Here is a 22,981-nt window from a genome sequence, read left to right as displayed (position 1 = left end):
AGGAGACCATGATGAAGCACGTTGCAAAAGCTCTTTCCCTGCTCGCGGCGATCCTGATGCTGGCGCTGCCGGCCAGCGCGCAGCAGGGCAATCTTGGCCCGGCGACGGGCAGGGTCCATATCGAGCAAGTCCAGGTCGCGTTCATCGGCTCTGGCCAGGTGGGTGGCGGCACGCTCAACTTCCGCAAGCGGAATTACGGCATCACTGTCGGAGGCCTCGGCGTCGGCGGCATCGGCGCATCGAAGCTGACGGCGAACGGAACCGTCTATGGGCTGACCCGGCTCGACGACTTCCCGGGCGCCTATCTCCAGCTGCGTGAAGGCTGGGCGCTTGGCGGCCAGGGGCGCGGCACGCTCTGGCTGCGAAACGACAAGGGCGTGACCCTGAAGCTGGCCACCCGCCGCAAGGGGCTGCAGCTTTCGCTGGGCGCGGACGGCGTGCTGATCGGCTTCAAATAACGAGAAAACCCGCGCAGATCAGGGTCTGCGCGGGCCGACTTCCCGGATCGACCTCCGCACCGAATGCGGGGTGGCCGGGCGTCCTCGCCTCGGCCTCGTCGGCGGTCTTCCTCAGCCCTGAGCCGGTGCCGGCGCCGCGGGAGCGCGCACCAGCGGCACCATCTGGTCGCCCCAGTTGCCGCTGCCGTCATGAAAGCGGGAGGCGCGCACCAGCTCGATCGAAATGCCCGCCTCGACCGCGCGTTGGACGGCCTCATTGAGGCGGTGAACCGCATCCGCAAGGCGGTGGATGGCGCGATCCTCGGTGGAAAGTTCGGCCTTCGGGACGATCTTGAATTCCGGCTGGGACATGACGGCCTCCCTCTGGTTGATGGGGCAGAAGCCGGCGCGGGAGCGCGCCGGCCGATTGGATCAGGCGGCGGCGAACTGGTTCATGGTGTTGGCGTGGCCGCCCGCCTTCAGCGCGCGCTCGCCGGCGACCATTTCCTTGAAGCTGTCGCCGAGATCGGAGCCGACTTCGTGCTGGTGCTTCACCGCCGAGATCCCGCGCCGGATTTCCTCGCGCTGGACGGTGTTGACATAGGCCTTCATCCGGTCCGCCCCGAAATAGCCGCGGGAGAGCTCGTCGACGCTCTTCGCGGTGAGGTGGAAGGTCGGCAGCGTGATCAGGTTGTGGAAGACGCCGGCCTCGGCCGAGATATCGACCTGGAAGCGGGCGAGCCTTTCATCGGCCTCGCGCCCCAGTTCGCTGTCGTCGAAATCGGGGCCCATCAGCGCATTGTTGTCCGGGTAGTCCCCGGCCTTGACGCGATCGTCCTTCAGCCACTCGGCCCGGACCTGCTTGCGCAGGTTCAGCGTCCAGTTGAAGGAAGGCGAGTTGTTGTAGGCGAGCTTGGCGCTCGGTGCCGCCTTGCGGATCTCGGCCACCATCGAGGCGATCTCGTTGACGTTGGGCGTGTCGGTCTCGATCCAGAGCAGGTCGGCTCCGCCGTCGTTGATGAAGGCGATGCAGTCCTCGATGACGCGCGCGCGCCCCGAGCCTTCCTGGAACTGGAACAGGCCGTTGGGCAGCCGTGCCGGCTTGACGAGCTTGCCGTCCTTCCAGAGCGCGACGTCGCCGTCGCGCAGCGGCGCCTCGGCCGTCACCGGCTCGGTCTTGAGCCATTTCATATACTCCGCCGCGAGGTCGCCCGGCTGCTGGCTGACCGGGATCTTCTGGGTGAGGCCGGCGCCGAGACTGTCGGTGCGGGCGACGACGACGCCGTCGGTCACGCCGAGCTCCTCGAAGGCGAGGCGGCAGGCGCGCAGCTTCTCGATGAAGTCCTCGCGCGGCACCGTGACCTTGCCGTCCTGATGGCCGCACTGCTTGGCGTCGGAGACCTGGTTCTCGATCTGCAGGCATGAGGCCCCGGCCCTGATCAGCTCTTTCGCGAGCACATAGGTCGCATGCTCGTTGCCGAAGCCGGCATCGATATCGGCGATGATCGGCACGACATGGGTCTCGAACGCGTCGATGGCCGCGATCGCCTCGGCCTCGGCCTTGGCGTCGCCCGCCTCCCGCGCCGTCTTCAGCGCACGGAACAGGTCGTTCAGCGCGACCTCGTCGGCCTGGCGCAGCGAGACATAGATCTCCTCGATCAGGTCGGCGACCGCCGTCTTCTCATGCATGGATTGGTCCGGCAGGTGGCCGAAGCGGTTGCGCAGGCCGGCGATCATCCAGCCGGAGAGATAGACATACGCGCCCTTGGCCGTGCCGCGCAGCCGCTTGACCGACTTGATCATCTGCTGGGCGTGGAATCCCGACCAGCAGCCAAGCGATTGCGTGAATTGCGATGGGTCGGCGTCGTAGATCGCCATGTCGCGGCGAACCACGCTCGCCATGGCGCGGGCGATGTCGAGATGCGTGTCGAAGCTGTTCTGCTGCCGCAACTGCACGATGTCATCCACCGCGACGCCGCCGGGGCCGAAGCCGGAGGGATAGCGGGCGAGAAGCTCGGCCCTCAGTTCCGAATAGGTTTTGCGCGGAGCCGCCTGCGCCTTGGCGGCGGTGTTCGTCCCGCGATGTCCGGCGACTGGGTCGAAACCGATCACATCCATTGCGAAAGCCCTCTCGTTTGATAAGAATAACTCACACAATATTCGCTATTGCTGCGGCGCAAAATGACTGAAAATGTGAAATAATGCGAATGGCATAGGACGTGTTTGCGAATTTTGCGAATGGAACTTGCCTATGAAGAAGGTCTTTGCGGGCGTCCGCCTCAAGCGCCTGCGCGAAGAGCGCGGCTTGACCCAGCTTGCGCTCGCTCAGGCGCTCGAGGTGTCGCCGAGCTATCTCAACCAGATCGAGAAGAATCTGCGCCCGCTGACCGTCCAGGTGCTGCTGAAGATCAACGCGGTCTTCGGCGTCGACGTCCAGCTCTTCTCGGAAGGGGATGAGGCGCGGATGGTCGCCGACCTGCGCGAGGTCTTCGCCGATCCGGCCAATGGCGATTCCGTGAGTGTCAGCGAGATCCGCGAGGTGGTGGAGAACATGCCCGCGCTCGGCCGGGCGGTCGTCGCGCTGCATCGGCGCTACCGCAACGCGCTGGAGCGGGCCGATGCGATGGCGGGCGAACTCGGGCTCGGCAGCGGCGGCGAGGCGACCTTCCGGGCGCTGATGCCGCATGAGCAGGTGCGGGACTTCTTCTACGCGCACCACAATCATTTTTCCGAACTCGACGAAGCGGCGGAGCGCATCTTCGAAACGGCGGATTTGAAGGTCGGGCAGGTGGCGGAGGGGCTAGCCCGCCGCCTCGATCGCCGGCATGGCGTCCGTATCCAGCTCTCCAATGACATGGCGGGGCAGGCCCAGCGGCGCTATGACCCGAAGGAGCGCCGGCTTCACCTTTCGGCTCTCCTCGATCCCGGACAGCGCGCCTTCCAGATAGCCACGCAGATCGGCTTCCTGGAAATGGAGGAGGCGATAGGGCGGCTGGCCGAGGAGGCTGCGGCCGGGGCGGCGGAGGTGCACGCGCTCGCCCGCATTGGCCTCGCCAATCACTTCGCCGCGGCGCTGCTCATGCCCTATCGCACCTTCCTCGATGCAGCGGAGGCCGAGCGCTACGATATCGACCGCCTCGCCCGGCGTTTCGGCGTCGGCTTCGAATCCGTCTGCCACCGCCTGTCGTCGCTGCAGCGGCCGGGGGCGCCGGGCGTGCCGTTCTTTTTTGTCCGGGTCGACCGGGCCGGCAATATCTCCAAGCGGCAATCCGCGACCGATTTCCACTTCTCGCGGGTAGGCGGAACCTGTCCGCTCTGGAACGTCTACGAAGCCTTCGCGCAGCCCGGGCGCATTCTGACGCAGACCGCGCAGATGCCGGACGGGCGGACCTATCTCTGGATCGCCCGCACCGTGAACGACGCGGTTGGCGGCTACGGCGACATCGGCAAGACCTTCTCGATCGGGCTTGGCTGCGATATCCGCCATGCGAGCCGCCTCGTCTATTCGAAGGGCCTCGATCTGGGCGACCCGAGCGCGGCGACGCCGATCGGCGCCGGCTGCAAGGTCTGCGAACGCTCGAACTGCCCGCAGCGGGCTTTCCCGCCGATCGGCAAGCCGCTCGCCATCGACGAGCGCATGCACGGCTTCGTGCCGTACAACGCCGTGTAAGGCCTTTCATACTGGGCGTGGCGAGGCCTTGGGCTCGCGTTGCGGTATGCCTGCCGGGCCGACGGTGGCGATGATCGAAGGCGCCGAATGAAGGGCATAGCGACCTATTGACACCGGAACAGCGTTGGCCACTAGATCTGGTGGTCGATGGTCTCTCGAATCGCAAGATCGAGAGCTAAGAGGGAAGCCGGTGCGAAGCCGGCGCTGCCCCCGCAACTGTAAGCGGCGAGTTCACGTCCACGATTGAGTCACTGAGACCGCAAGGTCTTGGGAAGACGGGACGAGAGCGCTGACCCGCGAGCCAGGAGACCTGCCGCGACACCATGAACGTCCACGGGCGGGGTGTCCCGGTGGTGCGCTTGGCAGGTCGCGGCCTTGTGGTGCCGCGCGCCTTCTCGACGCAACCGCTCTGGCCTTTGCCCCCAACATTTGGGGTTGATGCCATGTCTCTTTCTCTTGAAGCCGAGCGGCCGGTTGCCGTTTCTCCGGCCGCCGATCCTGTGGTGGCCAAGGCCGCGGCTAGCGAACCCGGCTACCAGGTCATTCGCCGCAACGGCGCAGTGACGCCGTTCGACCCTTCGAAAATCTCGGTCGCGCTGACCAAGGCGTTCCTGGCGGTCGAGGGATCGAACGCCGCCGCTTCGCGTCGCATCCACGAAGCCGTCGCGGAAATGACCGACCAGGTCGTCGCCGGGCTGACCCGTCGCGCCGCGAACGGCCGCACCTTCCATATCGAGGACGTCCAGGATCAGGTGGAGCTCGCGCTGATGCGCGGCGAGCACCACAAGGTCGCTCGCGCCTATGTGCTCTATCGTGAGGAACGCGCGCGCGAGCGAGCCAAGGCGCTGTCTGAAGCGAAGCCTGCTAAGTCGGCCGCACCAGCCTTCCGAATGAAGCTGGCCGATGGCGCGATGGTGCCGCTGGATTCTGCTCGCCTCGACAAGGTGGTGCGCGAGGCCTGCGCCGGTCTCGATGGTGTCGCGGCCGAGCCGATCCTGACGGAAACCCGCCGCAACCTCTATGACGGCATTTCGCTCGACGAGCTGGCGCTGGCGCCGATCCTAGCTGCCCGCACGTTGATCGAGAGCGAGCCGAACTACGCCAAGGTCTCGGCCCGCCTGCTGCTCGACAAACTGCGCCGCGAGGCGCTCACCTTCGTCCAGGGTCATACCGAGCAGGCGACGCAGGAAGAGATGGCCGCCGGCTACGGCGACTATTTCGCGGCCTACCTCAAGACCGGCATCGAGAACGAACTGATCGATCCCGAGCTCGGCCGCTTCGACATTGTCCGTATCGCTACGGCGCTGAAGCCGGAGCGCGACCTGCAATTCGACTACCTCGGCTTCCAGACGCTTTACGACCGCTACTTCCTGCATGTCCGTGGCAACCGCTTCGAGCTGCCGCAGGCCTTCTTTATGCGCGTCGCCATGGGCCTCGCCATCCGCGAGATCGACCGGGAAGCGCGGGCGATCGAGTTCTACGACCTGCTGTCGTCCTTCGATTTCATGGCCTCGACGCCGACCCTGTTCAATTCGGGCACGCTGCGTCCGCAACTCTCCTCCTGCTTCCTGACCACGGTCGCCGACGACCTCGACGGCATCTTCAAGGCAGTGAAGGACAACGCCCTGCTCGCCAAATATTCCGGCGGGCTCGGCAATGACTGGACGCCGGTGCGGGGCTTGGGCGCCCATATCAAGGGCACCAATGGCGAGAGCCAGGGCGTCGTACCGTTCCTCAAGGTTGCCAACGATACAGCCATCGCGGTCAACCAGGGCGGCAAGCGCAAGGGCGCGGTCTGCGCCTATCTCGAGACCTGGCATGTCGATATCGAGGAGTTCCTCGACCTCCGCAAGAACACCGGCGACGACCGCCGCCGCACCCATGACATGAACACGGCGAACTGGATTCCCGACCTGTTCATGCAGCGCGTCGAGGCGGGCGGCGACTGGACGCTGTTCTCGCCCGACGAGGTGCCGGACCTGCACGATCTCTATGGCAAGCCGTTCCGGGAAGCCTACGAGACCTATGAGGCGAAGGCCGCCCGCGGCGAGCTGCGTGTCCATAAGAAGTTGAAGGCCGTCGATCTCTGGCGACGCATGCTGACCATGCTGTTCGAGACCGGCCATCCCTGGATCACCTTCAAGGACGCCTGCAATCTCCGCTCACCACAGCAACATGCCGGAGTGGTGCATTCATCCAATCTTTGCACCGAGATCACCCTCAACACCTCGGCCGACGAGGTCGCGGTCTGCAATCTCGGCTCGGTCAATCTCGCCGCCCACGTCGGCCCCGACGGGCTCGACCAGGCTCGGCTGGCGCGGACCGTGAAGACGGCGATGCGCATGCTCGACAACGTCGTCGACATCAATTTCTACACGATCCCGGAAGCGCGCCGCTCGAACCTGCGCCACCGTCCGGTTGGGCTCGGCATCATGGGCTTCCAGGACGCGCTCCAGACGCTGCGCCTGCCGACGGCGTCGGAGGAGGCCGTCGCCTTCGCCGATACGTCAATGGAGGCGATCAGCTTTCATGCGATCTCGGCCTCGGTCGATCTTGCCGCCGAGCGCGGCCGCTACCCGAGCTTCGAGGGTTCGCTCTGGTCGAAGGGCATCTTGCCGATCGACTCGCTCGACATCCTCTCGGAAGCCCGCGATCGCGATGCCGAGCTGGATCGCTCGGCGACGCTGGACTGGCAGGGCCTGCGCGAGCGGGTGAAGACCACCGGCATGCGCAACTCGAACACGATGGCGATCGCGCCGACCGCGACGATCTCGAACATCGTCGGCGTCTCGCAGTCGATCGAGCCGTCCTACAGCCAGCTCTACGTCAAGGCGAACATGTCGGGCGACTTCACCGTGGTGAATGCCGGGCTCGTCCATGACCTGAAGGCGAGGGGGCTCTGGGACGAGGTGATGGTCTCGGACCTCAAATACTACGACGGCAAGGTCAGCCAGATCGACCGCGTCCCGGCGGACCTGAAGGCGCTCTACGCGACCTCCTTCGAAATCCCGACCGAGTGGCTAATCCGCGCCGCCGCCCGACGCCAGAAATGGATCGACCAGGGCCAATCGCTGAACCTCTACATGGCGCAGCCCTCCGGCCGGAAGCTCGACGAGGCCTATCGGCTGGCGTGGCGGCTGGGCCTGAAGACGACCTATTACCTGCGGGCGCTGTCGGCGACCCACGTCGAGAAGTCGACGCTGAAGGGCACCGACGGCAAGCTCAATGCGGTCTCGGCCACCGTGCCGGTCGCTGCCAAGGCCGCCGCGCCAATCATCATCGACATCCCGCTGGAAAACGGCGTGGCCGTGCCAAACGCCTGTTCGATCGACGATCCGACCTGCGAAGCTTGCCAGTAACGGCCGCCTTCATCGCAATCCGCGTCATCCTCGGGCGAAGCGAAGCGCAGACCCGAGAATCTCCGGCAGGACGAGGCGCTAGAGCCTCCTCGGCAAGAGATGCTCGGGTCAAGCCCGAGCATGACGCCCCGCACTCCATTGAACGGAACATCCCATGCTCGACTGGTCCGACACCAAGCCGGCGGCCCCGGCCAATCCCGCCATCCTGACCAACCCATCGCCTGTCGTCGATGCCACCGGCCTCGGCGAGATCGACCGCAACGGCGGACGCGTCACGGTCGACGACAAGCGCATGATCAACGCGCGCGCCGACGTGAACCAGCTCCTGCCGCTCAAGTACAAATGGGCCTGGGAGAAGTACCTCTCCGGCTGCAACAACCACTGGATGCCGACCGAGGTCTCGATGCAGGCCGACATCGCGCTGTGGAAGTCGAAGGACGGGCTCAGCGAGGACGAGCGGCGCATGCTCAAGCGCAATCTCGGCTTCTTCGCGGCGTCCGAGAGCCTCGTCGCCAACAACATCGTGCTGGCGATCTACCGCCACCTGACCAACCCGGAGTGCCGGCAGTACCTGCTGCGCCAGGCCTTCGAGGAGGCGATCCACACCCACACCTTCCAGTACATCGTCGAGAGTCTCGGCTTCGACGAGGGCGAACTGTTCAACATGTATCGCGAGGTGCCCTCGATCACCGACAAGGCGGCCTGGGCGCTGAAGCACACGCAGAGCATCGAGAACCCGGAGTTCTGCACCGGCACGCCGGAGAACGACCAGGCCCTGCTGCGCGACCTGATCACCTTCTACGTGATCTTCGAGGGGATGTGGTTTTACACGGGCTTCGCGCAAATCCTCTCGCTCGGCCGGCGTAACAAGATGGTGGGGATCGCCGAGCAGTACCAGTACATCCTGCGCGACGAGTCGATCCATCTGAACTTCGGCATCGACGTCATCAACCAGATCAAGATCGAGAACCCGCATCTCTGGACCAAGGCCTTCCAGGACGAGGTGCGCGGCATGCTCCGGGAAGCCGCGGAGCTCGAAGCCGCCTATGGCCGCGACACGATGCCGAGGGGCTTCCTCGGGCTGAACGCCGCGCTTTGCGAGCAGTACATGCACTTCATCGCCAACCGCCGCTGCGCCCAGCTTGGCCTGGCCGCAGTCTTCGCCGAGGCCGAGAACCCGTTCCCCTGGATGAGCGAGGCGATGGACCTGAAGAAGGAGAAGAATTTTTTCGAGACCCGCGTCATCGAGTACCAGAACGGGGGCGCGCTGAGCTGGGAGTGAGGATGACCGGCGAGGCGACCGAATATGGCGGCGCCGCCGAGTTGGCCGTCGAGCGCATCATCGCGGAACACATGCTCGGAAACGAACCAGCGGCGGAACCGAGCGGGCTCGCATCGGCGGCGCGCCGAGCTTCCCGATGCCCGGGGCTCGCCTGAGCGGATCAATGCGCTCCTGGCCAATTGCGAGCGGAGAAGCCGACGCAAGTTCCTGTCGGCCTGCGACCGCAAAGCCATTTGATCTCGGCCGCGTCGGTGATATCGAGGCATCGGAGGTCGATGCTTTGAGCCATCGCAGCGGATCTGATGTCAGGAGCTGGGTCGCGATTTTCGCGGCCTATCTGCTCGTGATCCAGGCCCTGTTCGCTGGCTTCGCCGCCGGTACATACGCCAATGCGCTCTCGCTCGACCGCACACTCGCGTTGACGCACTGCGCGCCGGGCGGCGATGTGCAGACGGGAAGCGATCATGACAAATCGCAGAGCCATGCCGGCATGAGCTGCTGCACGGCCGGCTGCCCAATGCTCGCTGGAGCCGATCCGGCGCAGCCGGAATTCCAGCTACTGCTGCATCGGCCGGTCGATCAGGTCGCCTTCGCTCGCCGGCTCGACCGGCCCGTCGGATTCCTGTCCGAGCATTCTCTCGCTAACCCGCGCGCGCCTCCGGCTATCGTCTGAGCCGCCGTCCGGCGCCCTGAGCGTCCGCGACGGCTGACTTCAGCCTGCCGCCGGCCGTTGTGACGCGCTTCATAGCCCGATCCGACGCCGGCACGGCGCGGATTCGGTGCCATGCCATCCCATCCCCCGGCTCGCCTTGCGGGCTGCTTCGCGACAGGCGCGCTCGCAGCCGCCATCGCGCTCATCGATGATGTCCTGGGCGGACGCGAGCGGCCACTTGCCGCCGCTGGGTTGCCGCATGGCGCATCTCTTCCGCACTGTCGTTCCCCGCTTTTCCCAATCCGGCGGGCTGCCAGCCTGTCGCAAACCGGCCGACGAAACGGCCTCAATCAGCAAGGGCAAGCATCATGAAATATCTTCTCGCAGTGGCCGGCCTCATCGCTGCCGGCCCGGCTTTCGCGCATATCACGCTTGAAGGCCCCTCAGCCGCCCTCGGCTCGACCTACAAGGCGGTGCTCCGCGTACCGCATGGCTGCAAGGGCGCGGCGACGACCAAGGTCCGCGTCCAGATTCCGGAAGGCGTCATCGCCGTGAAGCCGATGCCGAAGCCGGGCTGGACCCTCGAGACCGTCAAGGGCAAGTACGACAAGTCCTACGACTACTACGGCACGCCGACTTCCGAGGGCGTGAGGGAAGTGGTCTGGAGCGGCGGCAAGCTGCTCGACGAGCATTACGACGAGTTCGTCCTGCGCGGCTATCTGACCAAGGATCTGAAGGCCGACACGACGCTCTATATGCCGGTCGTGCAGGAATGCGAGGGCGGCGCCGTCGAGCGCTGGATCGAGATTCCGGCCGCCGGGAAGGTAGCGGACGATTACAAGTTCCCGGCGCCGGGCGTGAAGCTCACCCCCGCGAAGTGACCGCTTGGCGGCGGGGCGCATCCTGCGCTCCGCCGCGAGGATTAGCCATGTCAGTCCGATTCCGCCGCTATTTGCTGCTGCTTCTCCTTGCTCTGGTTGGCGCCGGGGCGCCCGGTCTCGCCTGGGCGCATGCGGCGCTGAACCGTGCCGTTCCGGCCGATGGCAGCGTGCTCGTGGCTCCGCCGGGGCAGATTGATCTCGTTTTCAGCGAGCCGGTCTCGCCGCTTGCGCTGAGGCTGCTCGGGCCGGATGGCGCAGCCCGCATACTCGATCGCTTCGCGCTGAAGGACGGCACGGTCGTGATCACTGCTCCGGCCGGACTGGTGAGCGGCACCTACGCGCTGAGCTGGCGCGTCGTCTCGGAGGACGGCCACCCCGTCGGCGGCACGTTGGTGTTTTCGATCGGTGCGCCCAGCAGCACGGCGCCCGAGACCGGCGAGCAGTTCGATACGAGCGTGCGAATGCTCGTCTGGCTGAGCCGGCTGGGTCTCTATCTCGGATTGTTCCTCGGCTGCGGCGCCGCTGCGAGTGGGGCATGGGTCGGCCCGCTCCCCGGCTCGGCGAGGCGCTTCGCCACCGTCATGACCGTGCTCGGCCTGATCTGCGTGCCCGTCGCTTTGAGCGCGCAAGGCCTCGACGCGATGGGGGCTTCGCTCGTTGCCTTCTTCCAGCCGGCGATCTGGAAAGCCGCGGCGTCGACCAGCTATCTCTGGACCGCCGTCGGCGCGGCCATGGCCCTGGCCATCGCCTTCGTCGGAATCCAGCTGCGTGGAACGGCGGCGGGCGTAGCCGGGCTTCTCAGCGCATTGCTGGCCGGGGTTGCCCTCGCGAGCAGCGGCCATGCCAGCGCCGCCCATCCACAATGGCTGATGCGTCCTGCCGTGTTCCTGCACGCGAGCGCGATCGCCCTCTGGACAGGCGCGTTGCTGCCGCTGTCTCTGGCCCTGCGGATCAAGGCAGGTCGTGGCGCACTGCGGCGATTTTCCTCCGGGATTGCGGTCGTCGTCGCCGCGCTTCTGCTCAGCGGATTCGTTCTGGCCGTCGTGCAGGTCGAAACGCCGGCGGCGCTGCTGTGGACGGCTTATGGCCGCGTCCTGCTCGCCAAGCTTGCCCTTGTCGCTGTCGTCTTCACGCTGGCCGGTTTCAACCGCTGGCGCCTGACGCGGCGGACCGAGGCCGGCGACCTCATCGCCGCACGCGTCATGAGGCGTGTCATCGCTGCCGAGCTTGCTGTGCTGGTCGCGGTCCTGGGCACCGCTGCGCTCTGGCGCTTCACGCCGCCGCCGCGCTCCATTCTGGCGGCGCAGACGCAGCCAGCCTTGGTCCATATCCACACCATGCAGGCGATGGCGGACGTCACCGTCTCGCCCGGCCGGGTGGGACGGGTCTCGGTCGATGTTGTGCTGATGAACGGCGAGTTCGGTCCGCTGCCCGCCAAGGAGCTCAGCCTCGGCTTCAGCAACCCCGCGGCCGGGATCGAGCCGATCGAGCGGCGCGCGCGTCTTGGGGAGGACGGCATCTGGCGGGTGGATGAGCTGAACCTGCCGGTGCCTGGCCGCTGGGAGGTCGAGCTCGAAATCCTGATCTCCGACTTCGAGATGCGCCGGATCAAGGACGCCGTCCTGATCCGGCCATGAGTTTCAAACCGCGGACGACAGGAGCATTCCATGAACAAGCGCATTCACTATGTGGCTCTGAGGGCGATGTGACGAGGTGCTCTACCGGAACGGGGGCGAGTATTGCAGTCCGCCTTCCATCCAGAGGGCGTTGGGGCCCCGCTGGAGCTTCATGGGCGAGCTCATGCCGAGATTGCGCTCGAAGCTCTCGCCGTAATTGCCGACCGCGGTGATGATCCGAACGGTCCAGTCGGCGGTCACGCCGAGACCTTCGCCATATTTCCCGTCCTTGCCGAGAAAGCGGCGGATCTCGGGATTGGCTGAAGTCTCCGCCAGCTCCCTGACATTCGCCTTGGTCACGCCGAGCTCCTCCGCATTGATCAGGGCGAACAGGGTCCAGCGTACGAGATTGAACCAGGTATCGTCGCCGCTGCGGACCCAAGGACCCAGCGGTTCCTTCGAGATGATCTCGGGCAGCACGACATGTTCGCTTGGGTCTCGGAACTTGAGCAGATTCGCAGAGAGCGCAGAGACGTCCGTGGTGTAGGCGTCGCACCGTCCGGACTCGTAAGCCTTGAGAGCATCCTCCGCCGTGCCGAAGGCCGCGACCTCGTATTTCATCTTGGTGCGGCGGAAATAGTCGGCGAGGTTAAGCTCGCTCGTCGTGCCCTGCGCGACGCAGATCGATGCTCCGTCGAGTTTGCTCGCGCTGGCGACCCCGAGCTTCTTCGGCACCATGAAGCCTTGCCCGTCATAGTAGTTCACGCCGGTGAAGGTGACGCCCTGGCCCGTGTTGCGCGCCAGCGTCCAGGTGGTCGTGCGCGGCAGAACGTCGACCTCTCCCGCCTGCAAGGCGATCAATCGGTCCTTGGAAGTCAGCGGTACGAAGGAGGCTTTCTCCGTATCGTTGAAGATTGCGACGGCGAGTGCGCGACAGATGTCGATGTCGAAGCCCTGCCAGCGGCCATTGGCGTCCTGGGTCGAGAAGCCGGCGACGCCTGTGCTGGTGCCGCATATGATTTTGCCGCGATCTCGAATCGTCTTGAGCGTATCCGCGGCAGCCGGCTGCGTGGCGAGACACGCCGCCACGAGGGCTGCGCCGAGCCCGGTGAAAACCATCTTCATCGTACTTCCCCTTCTTTTTGTGTTCCAGACGCCGTCTTCGGGCAAAGTTCTCCCGATCACGGCGCGAGCCTCGCGCCGTGTCTTCGTCGTCCCCGGCTTGGCTTTGCTTCTTGTCAGGCAGCCTTGTTCGCGGGGGCCTGTCCGAGGACCGAAAGCAGTCGGCTCAGGTCGGCCCACAGCTCCTCCGGATCTTCGAGGCCGATGCTGATGCGCAGCAGCGGACCTTTGGCCGTCCAGTTCGTCGCGGTCCGATCCTGCACGACCGCCTGCGGCGCGACGAGGCTGCGCGTGCCGCCCCAGGAGGCTCCGATCGCGAAGATGCGCAATGCGCTCAACGCCGCGCTCATGGCGTCGTCGTCGACAGGCTTCAGCACGAGGCTGAAGAGCCCCGAGGACCGCCCCATATCGCGCTTCCAGATCGCGTGGCCCGGGCATGACGGCAGGGCCGGATGCAGCACGCGCTCGACCATGGGATGATCGACGAGCCGGCGCGCGAAATCCTCCGAGACCTTCCCCATATGGGCGACGCGCAGGCCCATGGTCTCGATGCCGCGCAAGGCGAGCTGGCATTCGTCCGGCGAGACGCCGACGCCGAAGCCGCGCAGGATCTCCTTCATCTTCTGGCGCAGCGCCATGTCCTTGACGGTGATGGAGCCGAGCAGCAGGTCGGAATGGCCGCCGACATATTTGGTGAGCGCCTCGCAGGCGAAATCGGCGCCATACTCCAGCGGCTTGAAGATCAGCGGCGTCGCCCAGGTGTTGTCGCAGCCGACGAGCGCGCCCTTCGCCTTGGCGGCAGCCACGATGGCGGGCACGTCCTGCACCTCCATCGTATTGGAGCCGGGCGACTCGACCCAGACCAGCTTGACGGTCTCGTCGATGAGATCGGCGATGCCGGCGCCGATCAGCGGATCATAGACGCCATAGGCGATGCCGCGCGGCGCCAGATATTCGGCGCAGAAACTGCGGACCGGCGGATAGACATGGTCGGGGATCAGGACCTTGTCGCCGGGCATCAGCACGGACAGCATTACGAGAGTGACGGCCGCCTGCCCTGAGGGCACCAGCACGGTGCGGACACCATCGTGCAGGACCGTCAATTGCGCTTCGAGCGTGCGGGTCGTCGGCGTGCCGTGCAGGCCATAGGTATAGCCGTCGAAGCCGCGATACTTGCGGGCCATGAAGCTTGCTCCGTCCGGATAGACGATGGTCGAGGCGCGATGCGTCGGCACGGCGAGCGAGGCATAGCCCTCCTCGTCGACGGCCGGGTGATGAACGCAAAGTGTCAGGTCGTGCATGGTCGTTTTCCCTTGTCGGGCTGATACTCAAAGCTTTGGAAATTGGCGGCAATCGACCGGAGGGTATCGAGCGATGCCGGGATGTTATGGATTCGGAGGGTCGGCCCGCAGCGCACGCGTGCATTAAGCTGCTCGCGACGGGCGAGATGGCGTCATTGACGCCGTGGCGGACCGTCCGGCCGATACAATCTCGACATCCGGCGCTGGCAGGCCGGCCTGACGCCGGCCACAGGCCCATCGACGCGGCGCGTAGCCTCGGATTGAACCTTCCGGCAGTGTGTGTGGTGCTAGCGCCGCATATCCTGAAACAGGGCGAGAAATCGATCCTGTGCAGGCAGCATGTCCATTCTCGCCAACTCGCGATCACGCGGTTGCCGGCCTGCGAGGCCTTCCGCATTCTGCGGAAAGAACTGGACCGCCGGTGTGCCGATGATCCCGTAACGGGCGGCAAGCCGCTTTTCGGTCAGCCTTATCCCATCGAAATCCGTCACCTCGCGCGAACCCAGGATGTTCAGGTGCAGGATGGCGAAATGGTCGCGGATATAGGTCTCGATCGAGGGGTCGGCCATGCAGACCTCATGCATTCGCCGGCAGGCGGGGCAGTTGCGCAACCCCCACAGGATCGCAAAGCGCTTGCCGTCTCGCGTCGCCGCTCCGAGATCGTCCGCGAGATCCAGAAAGCTCTCGAGATACCAGTCGAACGCGTAGAGGCCGTCCTCGCCGAGCCGCGCCTTGCCGAAGACCGGCCGCAGGTTCGACGCGGCGAGGGCCGCGCCCAAGGCCGGGGCGAGCAGGTCTCTTCTGGTGATCATGGGCAGCCTCCCGCGGCAGGCTTGGAAGTCGCTGGTATAAACATATGAATATGACTATGTTGTCGATATGATTGCAAGCTGGTGGCATGGGGGGAAGATCGCTGCGGCAGCCTTTGTGCTGTCGGCCCAATCCCTCGCATCGGCAGGTGCTGCGGAACTTGTCATGTACCGGCGCAACGGCTGCCCGTTTTGCGTCCGCTTCGAGCGCGAGGTCGCGCCGGTCTACGCCAAGACGCGCGAAGGCGCGCTCGCCCCGTTGAGGCGCATCGATCTTTCGGCAGGAGGAGTGCGAGATGCTGGCCTGCGGGAGCCGGTCATCGCGACGCCGACCTTTGTGCTGGTCGACGATGGCCGTGAAGTCGGCCGCATCACCGGCTATCTGAACGACGATATGTTTTGGGGTTTGCTCGGGCAGCTCTTAGCTGGCATGGACAAGCGCGATGGCAAACCGAAGCCTTGAGATGGGGGCAGAATGACCGCGATCGTCTCGAAAGCGCTCGAAACCGAGCTGCGCGACGGCGCCGAATTCTCGCCGGAGCTCGATCAGCTCATGCGCAAGGCGCGCAAGGCGAGCGATTTCCTGAAAGCGCTCTCGCATGAGAATCGGCTGCTGCTGCTGTGCCTGCTGGCCGAGCGCGAAAGGACGGTGACGGAGCTTGAGAACCTGCTCTCGCTTCGTCAGCCGATGGTTTCTCAGCAATTGGCGCGGCTCCGGCTGGATCAGCTCGTCACGACGCGGCGCGACGGCAAGGCGATGTATTACAGCCTCGCCAATGACGATGTCCGCCGCGTGATCTCGGTCATCTACGATATCTTCTGCGGCACCGGCGCAAGCGAGACGACCAAGCCGTGAGCCCGTTTCCGGCGGACCGGCTGCTCGGACCATGACGGAGTTCTCCGCCTGGGGCGCAGCGCTGGCGGGCGTCGCAACTGGAGCGGTCTGCGGCTTCACGGTCCGGCGCGCGCGGCTGTGTTCCTTCGGCGCGGTCGAGGATGCCTGGATCGGCGGGGATACGCGCCGGCTGCGCATCTTCGGGCTGGCCCTGGCGGTCGCGCTCGCGGGAACGCAGTCTCTGGTCGCTCTCGGCCTGCTCGACCCTTCCAGCTCGACCTATGTCCAGCCCGCCTTGCCATGGCTGTCGATCATGGTCGGCAGCACGCTGTTCGGGCTCGGCATGGCGTTGGTCGGAACCTGCAGCTTCGGCTCTTTGGTACGGCTTGGTGCCGGCGATCTGCGCAGCCTGATCGTCATGATGGTGTTCGGCTCGGTGGCCTATGCCACGTTGCGCGGAATGCTGGCGCCCGTTCGTATCGATGTCCTCGAAAAGGTCGCCTGGCCGCTGCCGGGCCAGATCAAAGGCAATCTCGACAGCGTGCTGGACTATTTCGGGTTTCCGCACTCCCGGCTGCTTTTGACGCTGCTCGGAGCCGTCTTGCTCGGAACGCTGGTCTGGATCGATCCGCGGCTGCGGCGGTCGCCTCGCCTGCTCATCGCCGGGGCGACGCTGGGGTTGGCGGTTGTGGCGGGCTGGTGGGTGACGGGCGTTGCGGTCGATGCTTTCGAGCATGTTCCGCGCGCCCAGAGTCTGACCTTCGTTTCGCCTGTCGGCCGCGCCCTTTACGCCGTTCTGACGGCGCCGGCGGCGCTGCTCGAATTCGGCATCGGGACGCTGGCCGGCGTCGTGCTCGGTTCCTTCCTCTCCGCGCTCTATGACAGGGAGTTTCGTTGGGAAGCGTTCGATGACGATCGCGAAATGCGCCGCCATCTGCTGGGTGCCGTGCTGATGGGCGGCGGCGGCGTGCTGGCAGGGGGATGCACGATCGGGCAGGGGATTTCGGCCGGTTCGATGATGGCGCTTTCCTGGCCGCTCGCGATCGCGGGCATGATGATCGGGGCAAGGATCGGCATCGCCTTTCTCATGGAAGGCTCGCTCAGAGGGCTTCTGCCGAGACGCTGACACCGGCTTCGCTTCCGCAATAGAGGCGGTGAAGCGTTTCGAGAATGGCCGCCGCCTCCACGCTCGCCAGGGAAAACATCACGGAAATCCCGCGCCGGCGCGCGGCGATCAGGCCGAGCCGCCGCAGCTGAGCGAGGTGCGACGCGACGCCGGCCGAACTCAGGCCCGTGACGCCCGCCAATTCGGCGGCTGCAGCCTCGCCCTCGACGAGCCGGCACAGGATGGCCAGCCGCCGCGGATTCGCCATGGCCCCGAGCAGGGCGGCAGCTTTCTCGATTGGCGGCGCCGTCAGGCCGGCTCCGGAGGCGAACGTGATTGACATATTCTAATTTCGATATATATCGACTATTGCATATCAAATAGACCCGGAGCCTGACATGGTCAATATCGGTTCTCGCGATCGCATGCTGCGCTTCATTTTCGGCGCCGTGCTCGTCGCAGCCGCCTTCGTACCGCCGCTGGCCGGTTGGGCCGCGCCGCTCGGAGCCTGGAAATACGCGCTCACCGCGTGGGGTGCGGTGATGCTCCTGACGGCGACCATCCGGCATTGCCCTGCGTATGGTCTGCTTGGCATCAGCACTTGCAGCGCGGGGCGTTCGTCATGATCGCGACCAGCTTTACGCCGTTCGCCTCGCTTGCCGGCGGCGCCCTGATCGGCCTAGCGGCCGTCGCGCTGATGCTGTTCCAGGGACGCATCGCCGGTATCAGCGGTATCGTCTCGCGTCTGTTGCCGCCGGAGCGCGACGGGCAGACCTCCGGTCGCGTCGCGATGGTCCTGGGGCTGGTGCTGGCGCCTCTCGCCTATGCGGCGCTTGCCGGGGTCTGGCCGGTGCCTCAGGTGAGCGTGGCGATGCCGGTGCTCGCGGCTGCGGGGCTGTTGGTCGGCTTCGGTTCGGTCTGGGGCAATGGCTGCACCTCCGGACACGGCATCTGCGGGCTCTCGCGGCTCTCGCTGCGCTCGCTCATCGCGGTAGCGACCTTCATGACGACGGCGATCGCGACCGTCTTCGTCGTCCGGCACCTGTTGTGAGCCGACCATGTCGATTCTGATCCAATTCCTCGTAGGGCTGGTCTTCGGTCTCGGCCTGATCCTGGCCGGCATGTCGGACCCGGCCAAGGTCCTGGCCTTCCTCGATCTCGGCGCCATACCGCGCGGAATGTGGGATCCGAGCCTGATCTTCGTGATGGCCGGCGGCATCGGCGTGACCCTGGTCGGTTATCGTCTCGTGCTGGGCCGGGGCCGCCCGCTGCTCGCGGAGCGCTTCGCATTGCCAGCAGCGAACCGGCCGGACAGGCGGCTCGTCACCGGGGCGGCGCTGTTCGGTATCGGCTGGGGGCTCGCCGGCTTCTGCCCRGGCCCGGCTCTCGTCGCCACCCTGACCGGCGGCCTGCCCGCTCTCGTCTTCATCGTGGCGATGCTCGCCGGGATGGCTCTCGCGCGGCGGCTAGCCGCAAGCCCGGCAACACCGCCGACCGCGCCGGCTCACCGCAACTGAGGATCGATCCCATGCAAGGCATTCCCCATCCCGTCGACCTCGCGACCAGGCCCGAGGTCACCGCCTTCTTCGACAGGGCGACCAACACAGTCAGCTATGTCGTGAAAGACCCGGCCTCGACCGCCTGCGCAGTGATCGATTCCGTCATGGATATCGACTATGCCGCCGGCCGCATCTCCTATGAGTCCGCCGACGCGATCATCGCCTTCATCCGCGAGCGCGGGCTTCTCCTCGAATGGCTGATCGAGACCCATGTGCATGCCGACCATCTCTCGGCCGCGCCCTATATCCAGGGCAAGCTCGGCGGCAGGATCGGGATCGGCGACCGGATCACCGTCGTTCAGGAAACCTTCGGAAAGATCTTCAACGAAGGCACCGAATTCCAGCGCGACGGCAGCCAGTTCGACCGGCTCTTCGCCGATGGCGACACCTATGGCATCGGGGGATTGACCGCCTTCGCCATGCATACGCCCGGACATACGCCGGCTTGCATGACACATGTCATCGGCGACGCCGCCTTTGTCGGCGACACCTTGTTCATGCCGGATGGCGGGTCCGCGCGCGCCGATTTTCCGGGCGGGGATGCGCGCACGCTCTACCGCTCGATCAAGCGGGTCCTGGCGCTGCCGCAGCAGACGCGGCTGTTCATGTGCCATGATTACGGTCCCAATGGCCGTGAAATCCGCTGGGAAACCACGGTCGCCGAGCAGCGCGAGCACAACGTCCACGTGCGCGACGGCATCGGCGAGGATGAATTCGTGGAGAAGCGCGAGGCGCGCGACCGCACGCTCGACATGCCCAAGCTGATCATCCCGTCTCTGCAGGTGAACATGAAGGCAGGCGAACTGCCGAAGGCCGACGACAGCGGCAAGCGCTTCCTCAAGGTGCCGCTCAACGTGCTCTGAGCCGCCCGCGACCCACTCCGGGGGCCGGTTCACGGGCTCCCCGACCTTGCCCAGAGAGAGAGCGGATGGCGCCGGACTCGGGAGGATGACCATGCAGATCGAATGCATCGACGATACCCTGTTGGGATCGGGAGGGATCGGGCGGGCGGACGCCGCAAAGCCGGAGCTCGCGGCATGATCGCGACGCCCGATATCGCCTCGGTCGGATCCGGCTCGCTGGTCGGCTTCGTTCTCGGCCTCATTGGTGGCGGCGGTTCCATCCTGGCCGTGCCCCTGCTGGTCTATGTCGTCGGCGTGGGCTCCCCGCATATCGCGATCGGCACCAGTTCGGTCGCGGTGGCGCTCAGTGCATTTTCCAACCTCGTCGGGCATGCGCGGGTGGGCAATGTGCGCTGGCCCTGCGCGCTTGTCTTTTCCGCCGCCGGCATCGCCGGAGCCGCTGCCGGCTCGGCCATCGGCAAGCGCTTCGACGGGCAGAAGCTGCTTTTGCTGTTCGGGCTGCTGATGATCGTGATCGCGGTCATGATGCTTGTTCGCAAGAAGGGCGATGGCGTCGCGTTCCAATCGCTCGGCCGGGCGACGGCCAGGACGCTGTTGCCGAGGTTGCTCGGCATGGGCGGGCTTGTCGGCGGCCTGTCGGGGTTCTTCGGAATCGGAGGCGGTTTCCTGATCGTGCCGGGTCTGATGGGTGCGGCGCGGATGCCGATGATCATGGCAATCGGCTCTTCGCTCGTCGCGGTCACCGCTTTCGGGATCACAACGGCAGTGTCCTATGCGCTGTCAGGCCTGGTCGATTGGCGCATTGCCGCCCTCTTCGTCGCCGGCGGGATTGTCGGCGGCATCGGAGGGACGCTGCTCGCGCATCGGCTCGCAGCCGGCAAAACGCTGCTCACGCGTGTCTTCGCTGGCATTGTCGCGCTGGTGGGGCTCTACGTCGTGTGGAGCGGCTATGGCGCGGTGTTCGGCGGGGTTGCCACCTGATCGCCGCTCAGCTTGCGGTGAACCGATAGGCCGGGCCGTGCTTTTCGACACGGCCTGCCGCTCCGGGAAGATGATAGCCGATCGCGATCGTCCGGTCCGCGCTCAGCCTGTCGAGCAGGGATCGACGCGTGGCGACCGCCACATCGGCATCTTGGTCGGATGCGGGCCGCCATTCGGGATAGGCGAAGGAAATTCGCGGATGGGTGAGCGCATCGCCCAGAACCATCACGGGCTGGCCTCCCGCCTCGAAGGCGAAGGAGACGTGTCCGGGCGTGTGACCGGCCGTCTCGACTGCCGCGATTCCGGGCAGCCATTCGCCCCCGGCCTGCAGACGCTCCAGCTTGTCGCCAAGCCCTCTGGCGATGCGCTGCGCCCCTGCGGCGAAGGCGTGCCGGTCGGCCGGCAATTGTTCGTAGACCTTCGGCGCCGTCCAGAAATCGATCTCCCGGGCGGCGGCGAGCCAGCGCGCATTCGGGAAGAGCGGGCTATCGAACTCGTCGAGCGCCCCCCAGAAGTGATCCGGATGCAGATGGGTGAAGAGCACATGCGTCACGGCTTCCGGCTCGATGCCGGCGGCGCGCAGGCTCTCCTGCAATTGCCCCGAGCCGGGCAGAAAATGTGCGCCGGCTCCGCAATCGAACAGGATGAGGTCGGCGCCGCGCCGCAGGCAGGTGACGTTCAGCACCGTCCGATAAGGATCGGCCGGTCCGGTCTCGGCCGCGATCGCGTCGGTCGGCACCTCGCGCGCCAGCATCGCGAGCGGCATTTCGAAGCCCCCATCGCTCAGGATGGTGAGCTGCTCCGCCTCGGGCCCGAGCCTGGTCACGACTTGCGCGGCGGCCGGAGCGGCGAGGCTCGCGGCTCCGGCGGCGAGCAGCAGGCGGCGTGTCAGCATGGCCCGGCCTATTTGTTGACCGGCGATTCGGGGTCGAACAGATAGCCCATTACATCCTTGATCTGGGCCTCGCTGAGGACCTTGTTCACGCCGAAGCGCGGCATGTTGGAGCAGGGCACCACCGCCATCGAGTTGTAGATTTTGGTGTAGGCGTCCTTGACGCTCTCGGCATCGTATTTGCGGTCCTTGCCATAGCCGGCGAGGCTGGGGCCCAATGTGCCGTAGCTCACTTCCTTGGGATCGAGCTGGTGGCAGGCGAAGCAGTTGCCGCCGGCGACCGTGCCGGGCGGATCGGAGAACTGGCCGCCGCGGCCGTTATTGGCGACGGCGTAGCCCTTCTTCCAATCGCCGAGGAACTTGCCGTCGGCCGGGTAGGTCACGCGCGTGGCCTCACGCTTCAGGATCTCGTCGGACTGCGCCGACGACGGATTGTTCCGCGTCGTGTTGCAGATCGCGAGGGTTTCGTCGGGCTTGATCCGGGCCTGCCATTCCGGCGAGGCCTTGCCGAAGGTCGAGTGCAGATAGGCGTCGATGACCGCCTGGCTGGGGCGCTCCTGCGCGGCCGCCTGTCCGGCGAGGAGAACGCCGGCGGCGAGCGCGATGGCGAGTTTCAGCATCGTCTTGTCCTCAGCGCTTGATTGAGGGAACGTTGAGCTCGCCGCCTTCCGCCCGGGTCTCCAGGAAGACGGTCAGGGCGGTCAGTGCCTCCGAGCCGTAGGCCGGCTCGGGCCAGCGCTGCTGGCGGTAGCAGTCCCAGAGCCGATGCTGCATGGTGCGCAGCGCGCTCTGCGAGACGCGATAGGTCGGCCAGGAGGCCATGGTTTCCTGCGCGGTCTTTCCCTTGACCGAGAGATTCGGCAGGCCCTGAAGGCGGATGCGCTTGCCTTCCTCCGCATGGCAGGTGGCGCAGGAGAAGTCGTTGACGCCGCCGCGCGTGTAGAACAGGGCCTCGCCGACGGCGGCCGCCTCCTTCTCCTTCGGGTGCGAGAGCGGTGGCTCGATCTTCATGCCATTCGACTTGTTGGCGATGAAGGCGACGAGATCTTCCAGGTCGGAGGCCTTGCCTGGACCGGAGAAGCGGCGGGCGACGACGTCCTTGGTGTCGAGTCCCTGGACCTTCTCCATGCACCAGAGCAGGCGCTGCTCCAGATCCATGACCTTGTCCGCATCGGCGAAATGGCGTGGCAGCTTCGCATAGGCGCCTTCGAGCTTGCCGGCGCCTTCGCCGAGGTCGCAGCCTTCGAGCGAAACGTTCTTCGTTCCTCTCGCCTCGCTCCACAGCGCCTCGCCGCGATCGACCGCCAGGAAGCCGGGATTCGAGAACGGGTCCGACAGCATCTGGCGATAGCGTTCGATCTCTTTCTCGCTGTCGTCCTGTGGTGACTGCGCCGACACGAGGCCGGCAGCAAATGTCAGGGCAGCCGCGAATGCGGCCGCCGCGATCACCGGAATCTTCATCCCTAGCCCTTTCGTTTCCTCATCGCCCGCTTATGCTGCGGGTGCCTTCAGCCCTTCGAGGGGCTTTACATTCAAAAAAATCGATATAACGATACGTGCAAATGATGTGCGGCGTTTCGCCGCCCCGTCAAGCATTAAAATGAGACCAGTTCCAGG

Annotated in this window: 25 protein-coding genes and 1 riboswitch; of the genes, 16 read left to right on the top strand and 9 right to left on the bottom strand. The window is 65.8% G+C overall.

What is annotated here, in order from left to right; translation table 11 throughout:
- Window positions 1-11: 11 nt before the first annotated feature.
- Window positions 12-458 (top strand): hypothetical protein, encoded by a 447-nt coding sequence (locus AC1DE3_RS19300; RefSeq protein WP_476852667.1) that lies wholly within the window; start codon window positions 12-14, stop codon window positions 456-458.
- Window positions 459-569: 111 nt separating this feature from the next.
- On the opposite strand, the gene AC1DE3_RS19295 is transcribed toward AC1DE3_RS19300, so the two are convergent.
- Both AC1DE3_RS19295 and AC1DE3_RS19290 read right to left on the bottom strand, forming a co-directional pair.
- Window positions 570-809, bottom strand: coding sequence for a hypothetical protein (locus tag AC1DE3_RS19295; protein ID WP_441509896.1), 240 nt, complete (start codon window positions 807-809; stop codon window positions 570-572).
- 60 nt (window positions 810-869) lie between these two features.
- The gene (locus AC1DE3_RS19290; protein WP_476852666.1) at window positions 870-2,555 is read right to left on the bottom strand and encodes an isocitrate lyase; all 1,686 of its coding nucleotides are present in this window, start codon (window positions 2,553-2,555) and stop codon (window positions 870-872) included.
- 133 nt (window positions 2,556-2,688) lie between these two features.
- Here AC1DE3_RS19290 and AC1DE3_RS19285 point away from each other — a divergent pair, with 133 nt between their 5' ends.
- The 7 genes from AC1DE3_RS19285 to AC1DE3_RS19255 all read left to right on the top strand — a co-directional run bounded on the left by AC1DE3_RS19285 (window position 2,689) and on the right by AC1DE3_RS19255 (window position 11,918).
- Window positions 2,689-4,107, top strand: coding sequence for a short-chain fatty acyl-CoA regulator family protein (locus tag AC1DE3_RS19285; RefSeq protein WP_441509894.1), 1,419 nt, complete (start codon window positions 2,689-2,691; stop codon window positions 4,105-4,107).
- 130 nt (window positions 4,108-4,237) lie between these two features.
- Window positions 4,238-4,439, top strand: a riboswitch (cobalamin riboswitch).
- Window positions 4,440-4,550: 111 nt separating this feature from the next.
- Window positions 4,551-7,466 carry a ribonucleoside-diphosphate reductase subunit alpha gene (locus tag AC1DE3_RS19280; RefSeq protein WP_476780058.1) on the top strand — a complete coding sequence of 972 codons (2,916 nt, stop codon included), beginning with the start codon at window positions 4,551-4,553 and terminating at the stop codon, window positions 7,464-7,466.
- A 154-nt stretch (window positions 7,467-7,620) separates the two neighbouring features.
- Window positions 7,621-8,748, top strand: a complete 1,128-nt coding sequence (locus tag AC1DE3_RS19275) for a ribonucleotide-diphosphate reductase subunit beta (protein ID WP_476780057.1) — start codon at window positions 7,621-7,623, stop codon at window positions 8,746-8,748.
- 2 nt (window positions 8,749-8,750) lie between these two features.
- Complete coding sequence (locus tag AC1DE3_RS19270; RefSeq protein WP_476780056.1) at window positions 8,751-8,903, top strand: hypothetical protein; 153 nt, start codon at window positions 8,751-8,753, stop codon at window positions 8,901-8,903.
- Between the two features lie 125 nt (window positions 8,904-9,028).
- On the top strand, window positions 9,029-9,421 hold the full coding sequence (locus tag AC1DE3_RS19265; RefSeq protein WP_476780055.1) for a hypothetical protein: 393 nt from the start codon (window positions 9,029-9,031) through the stop codon (window positions 9,419-9,421).
- A 344-nt stretch (window positions 9,422-9,765) separates the two neighbouring features.
- A complete protein-coding gene (locus AC1DE3_RS19260; RefSeq protein ID WP_441510116.1) occupies window positions 9,766-10,281 on the top strand; it encodes a YcnI family copper-binding membrane protein in 516 nt (171 codons plus the stop codon).
- Between the two features lie 47 nt (window positions 10,282-10,328).
- On the top strand, window positions 10,329-11,918 hold the full coding sequence (locus tag AC1DE3_RS19255; RefSeq protein WP_476780054.1) for a copper resistance CopC/CopD family protein: 1,590 nt from the start codon (window positions 10,329-10,331) through the stop codon (window positions 11,916-11,918).
- An 81-nt stretch (window positions 11,919-11,999) separates the two neighbouring features.
- Here the strand turns inward: AC1DE3_RS19255 and AC1DE3_RS19250 are convergent, their stop codons facing one another.
- From AC1DE3_RS19250 to AC1DE3_RS19240, 3 genes are all read right to left on the bottom strand, one after another.
- The gene (locus tag AC1DE3_RS19250) at window positions 12,000-13,022 is read right to left on the bottom strand and encodes an amino acid ABC transporter substrate-binding protein (protein WP_476780053.1); all 1,023 of its coding nucleotides are present in this window, start codon (window positions 13,020-13,022) and stop codon (window positions 12,000-12,002) included.
- Between the two features lie 113 nt (window positions 13,023-13,135).
- Entirely contained in the window at window positions 13,136-14,320 is a 1,185-nt protein-coding gene (locus AC1DE3_RS19245) for a trans-sulfuration enzyme family protein (RefSeq protein WP_476852665.1), read from the bottom strand.
- A gap of 287 nt (window positions 14,321-14,607) precedes the next feature.
- Complete coding sequence (locus AC1DE3_RS19240) at window positions 14,608-15,132, bottom strand: thioredoxin family protein (protein WP_476780051.1); 525 nt, start codon at window positions 15,130-15,132, stop codon at window positions 14,608-14,610.
- A 67-nt stretch (window positions 15,133-15,199) separates the two neighbouring features.
- Between AC1DE3_RS19240 and AC1DE3_RS19235 the strand changes: the two genes are divergently transcribed.
- From AC1DE3_RS19235 to AC1DE3_RS19225, 3 genes are read left to right on the top strand one after another with little or no spacing between them, the layout of a single operon-like run.
- On the top strand, window positions 15,200-15,592 hold the full coding sequence (locus AC1DE3_RS19235; protein ID WP_441509887.1) for a thioredoxin fold domain-containing protein: 393 nt from the start codon (window positions 15,200-15,202) through the stop codon (window positions 15,590-15,592).
- Window positions 15,593-15,604: 12 nt separating this feature from the next.
- Window positions 15,605-15,985, top strand: a complete 381-nt coding sequence (locus tag AC1DE3_RS19230; protein ID WP_476780050.1) for an ArsR/SmtB family transcription factor — start codon at window positions 15,605-15,607, stop codon at window positions 15,983-15,985.
- 31 nt (window positions 15,986-16,016) lie between these two features.
- Complete coding sequence (locus AC1DE3_RS19225; RefSeq protein WP_476780049.1) at window positions 16,017-17,090, top strand: YeeE/YedE family protein; 1,074 nt, start codon at window positions 16,017-16,019, stop codon at window positions 17,088-17,090.
- On the opposite strand, the gene AC1DE3_RS19220 is transcribed toward AC1DE3_RS19225, so the two are convergent.
- Window positions 17,065-17,412 (bottom strand): ArsR/SmtB family transcription factor, encoded by a 348-nt coding sequence (locus tag AC1DE3_RS19220; protein WP_476780048.1) that lies wholly within the window; start codon window positions 17,410-17,412, stop codon window positions 17,065-17,067. The genes AC1DE3_RS19225 and AC1DE3_RS19220 overlap by 26 nt on opposite strands.
- Window positions 17,413-17,467: 55 nt before the next feature.
- On the opposite strand from AC1DE3_RS19220, the gene AC1DE3_RS19215 reads away from it, so the two are divergent.
- The 5 genes from AC1DE3_RS19215 (at window position 17,468) to AC1DE3_RS19195 (ending at window position 20,472) form a co-directional block, all read left to right on the top strand.
- A complete protein-coding gene (locus AC1DE3_RS19215) occupies window positions 17,468-17,695 on the top strand; it encodes a YgaP family membrane protein (protein WP_476780047.1) in 228 nt (75 codons plus the stop codon).
- Window positions 17,692-18,120, top strand: coding sequence for a YeeE/YedE family protein (locus tag AC1DE3_RS19210; RefSeq protein ID WP_476780046.1), 429 nt, complete (start codon window positions 17,692-17,694; stop codon window positions 18,118-18,120). Before AC1DE3_RS19215 ends, AC1DE3_RS19210 begins: the two co-directional genes overlap by 4 nt.
- Window positions 18,121-18,127: 7 nt before the next feature.
- Entirely contained in the window at window positions 18,128-18,586 is a 459-nt protein-coding gene (locus AC1DE3_RS19205) for a DUF6691 family protein (RefSeq protein ID WP_476780045.1), read from the top strand.
- Window positions 18,587-18,597: 11 nt separating this feature from the next.
- Window positions 18,598-19,491, top strand: coding sequence for an MBL fold metallo-hydrolase (locus AC1DE3_RS19200; RefSeq protein ID WP_476780044.1), 894 nt, complete (start codon window positions 18,598-18,600; stop codon window positions 19,489-19,491).
- A gap of 174 nt (window positions 19,492-19,665) precedes the next feature.
- Window positions 19,666-20,472 (top strand): sulfite exporter TauE/SafE family protein, encoded by an 807-nt coding sequence (locus AC1DE3_RS19195; RefSeq protein ID WP_476780043.1) that lies wholly within the window; start codon window positions 19,666-19,668, stop codon window positions 20,470-20,472.
- A gap of 7 nt (window positions 20,473-20,479) precedes the next feature.
- Here the strand turns inward: AC1DE3_RS19195 and AC1DE3_RS19190 are convergent, their stop codons facing one another.
- From AC1DE3_RS19190 to soxA, 3 genes are read right to left on the bottom strand one after another with little or no spacing between them, the layout of a single operon-like run.
- Complete coding sequence (locus tag AC1DE3_RS19190) at window positions 20,480-21,367, bottom strand: MBL fold metallo-hydrolase (RefSeq protein WP_476780042.1); 888 nt, start codon at window positions 21,365-21,367, stop codon at window positions 20,480-20,482.
- Between the two features lie 8 nt (window positions 21,368-21,375).
- Window positions 21,376-21,984: a sulfur oxidation c-type cytochrome SoxX gene (soxX, locus tag AC1DE3_RS19185; RefSeq protein WP_476780041.1), complete on the bottom strand. Its 609-nt coding sequence runs from the start codon at window positions 21,982-21,984 to the stop codon at window positions 21,376-21,378.
- Window positions 21,985-21,994: 10 nt separating this feature from the next.
- The gene (soxA, locus tag AC1DE3_RS19180) at window positions 21,995-22,825 is read right to left on the bottom strand and encodes a sulfur oxidation c-type cytochrome SoxA (protein ID WP_476780040.1); all 831 of its coding nucleotides are present in this window, start codon (window positions 22,823-22,825) and stop codon (window positions 21,995-21,997) included.
- Window positions 22,826-22,981 lie beyond the last annotated feature (156 nt).

It is taken from the genome of Allobosea sp. 10L417 (genome assembly GCF_056395485.1).
This window is presented reverse-complemented; position numbering and strand designations above follow the sequence as displayed.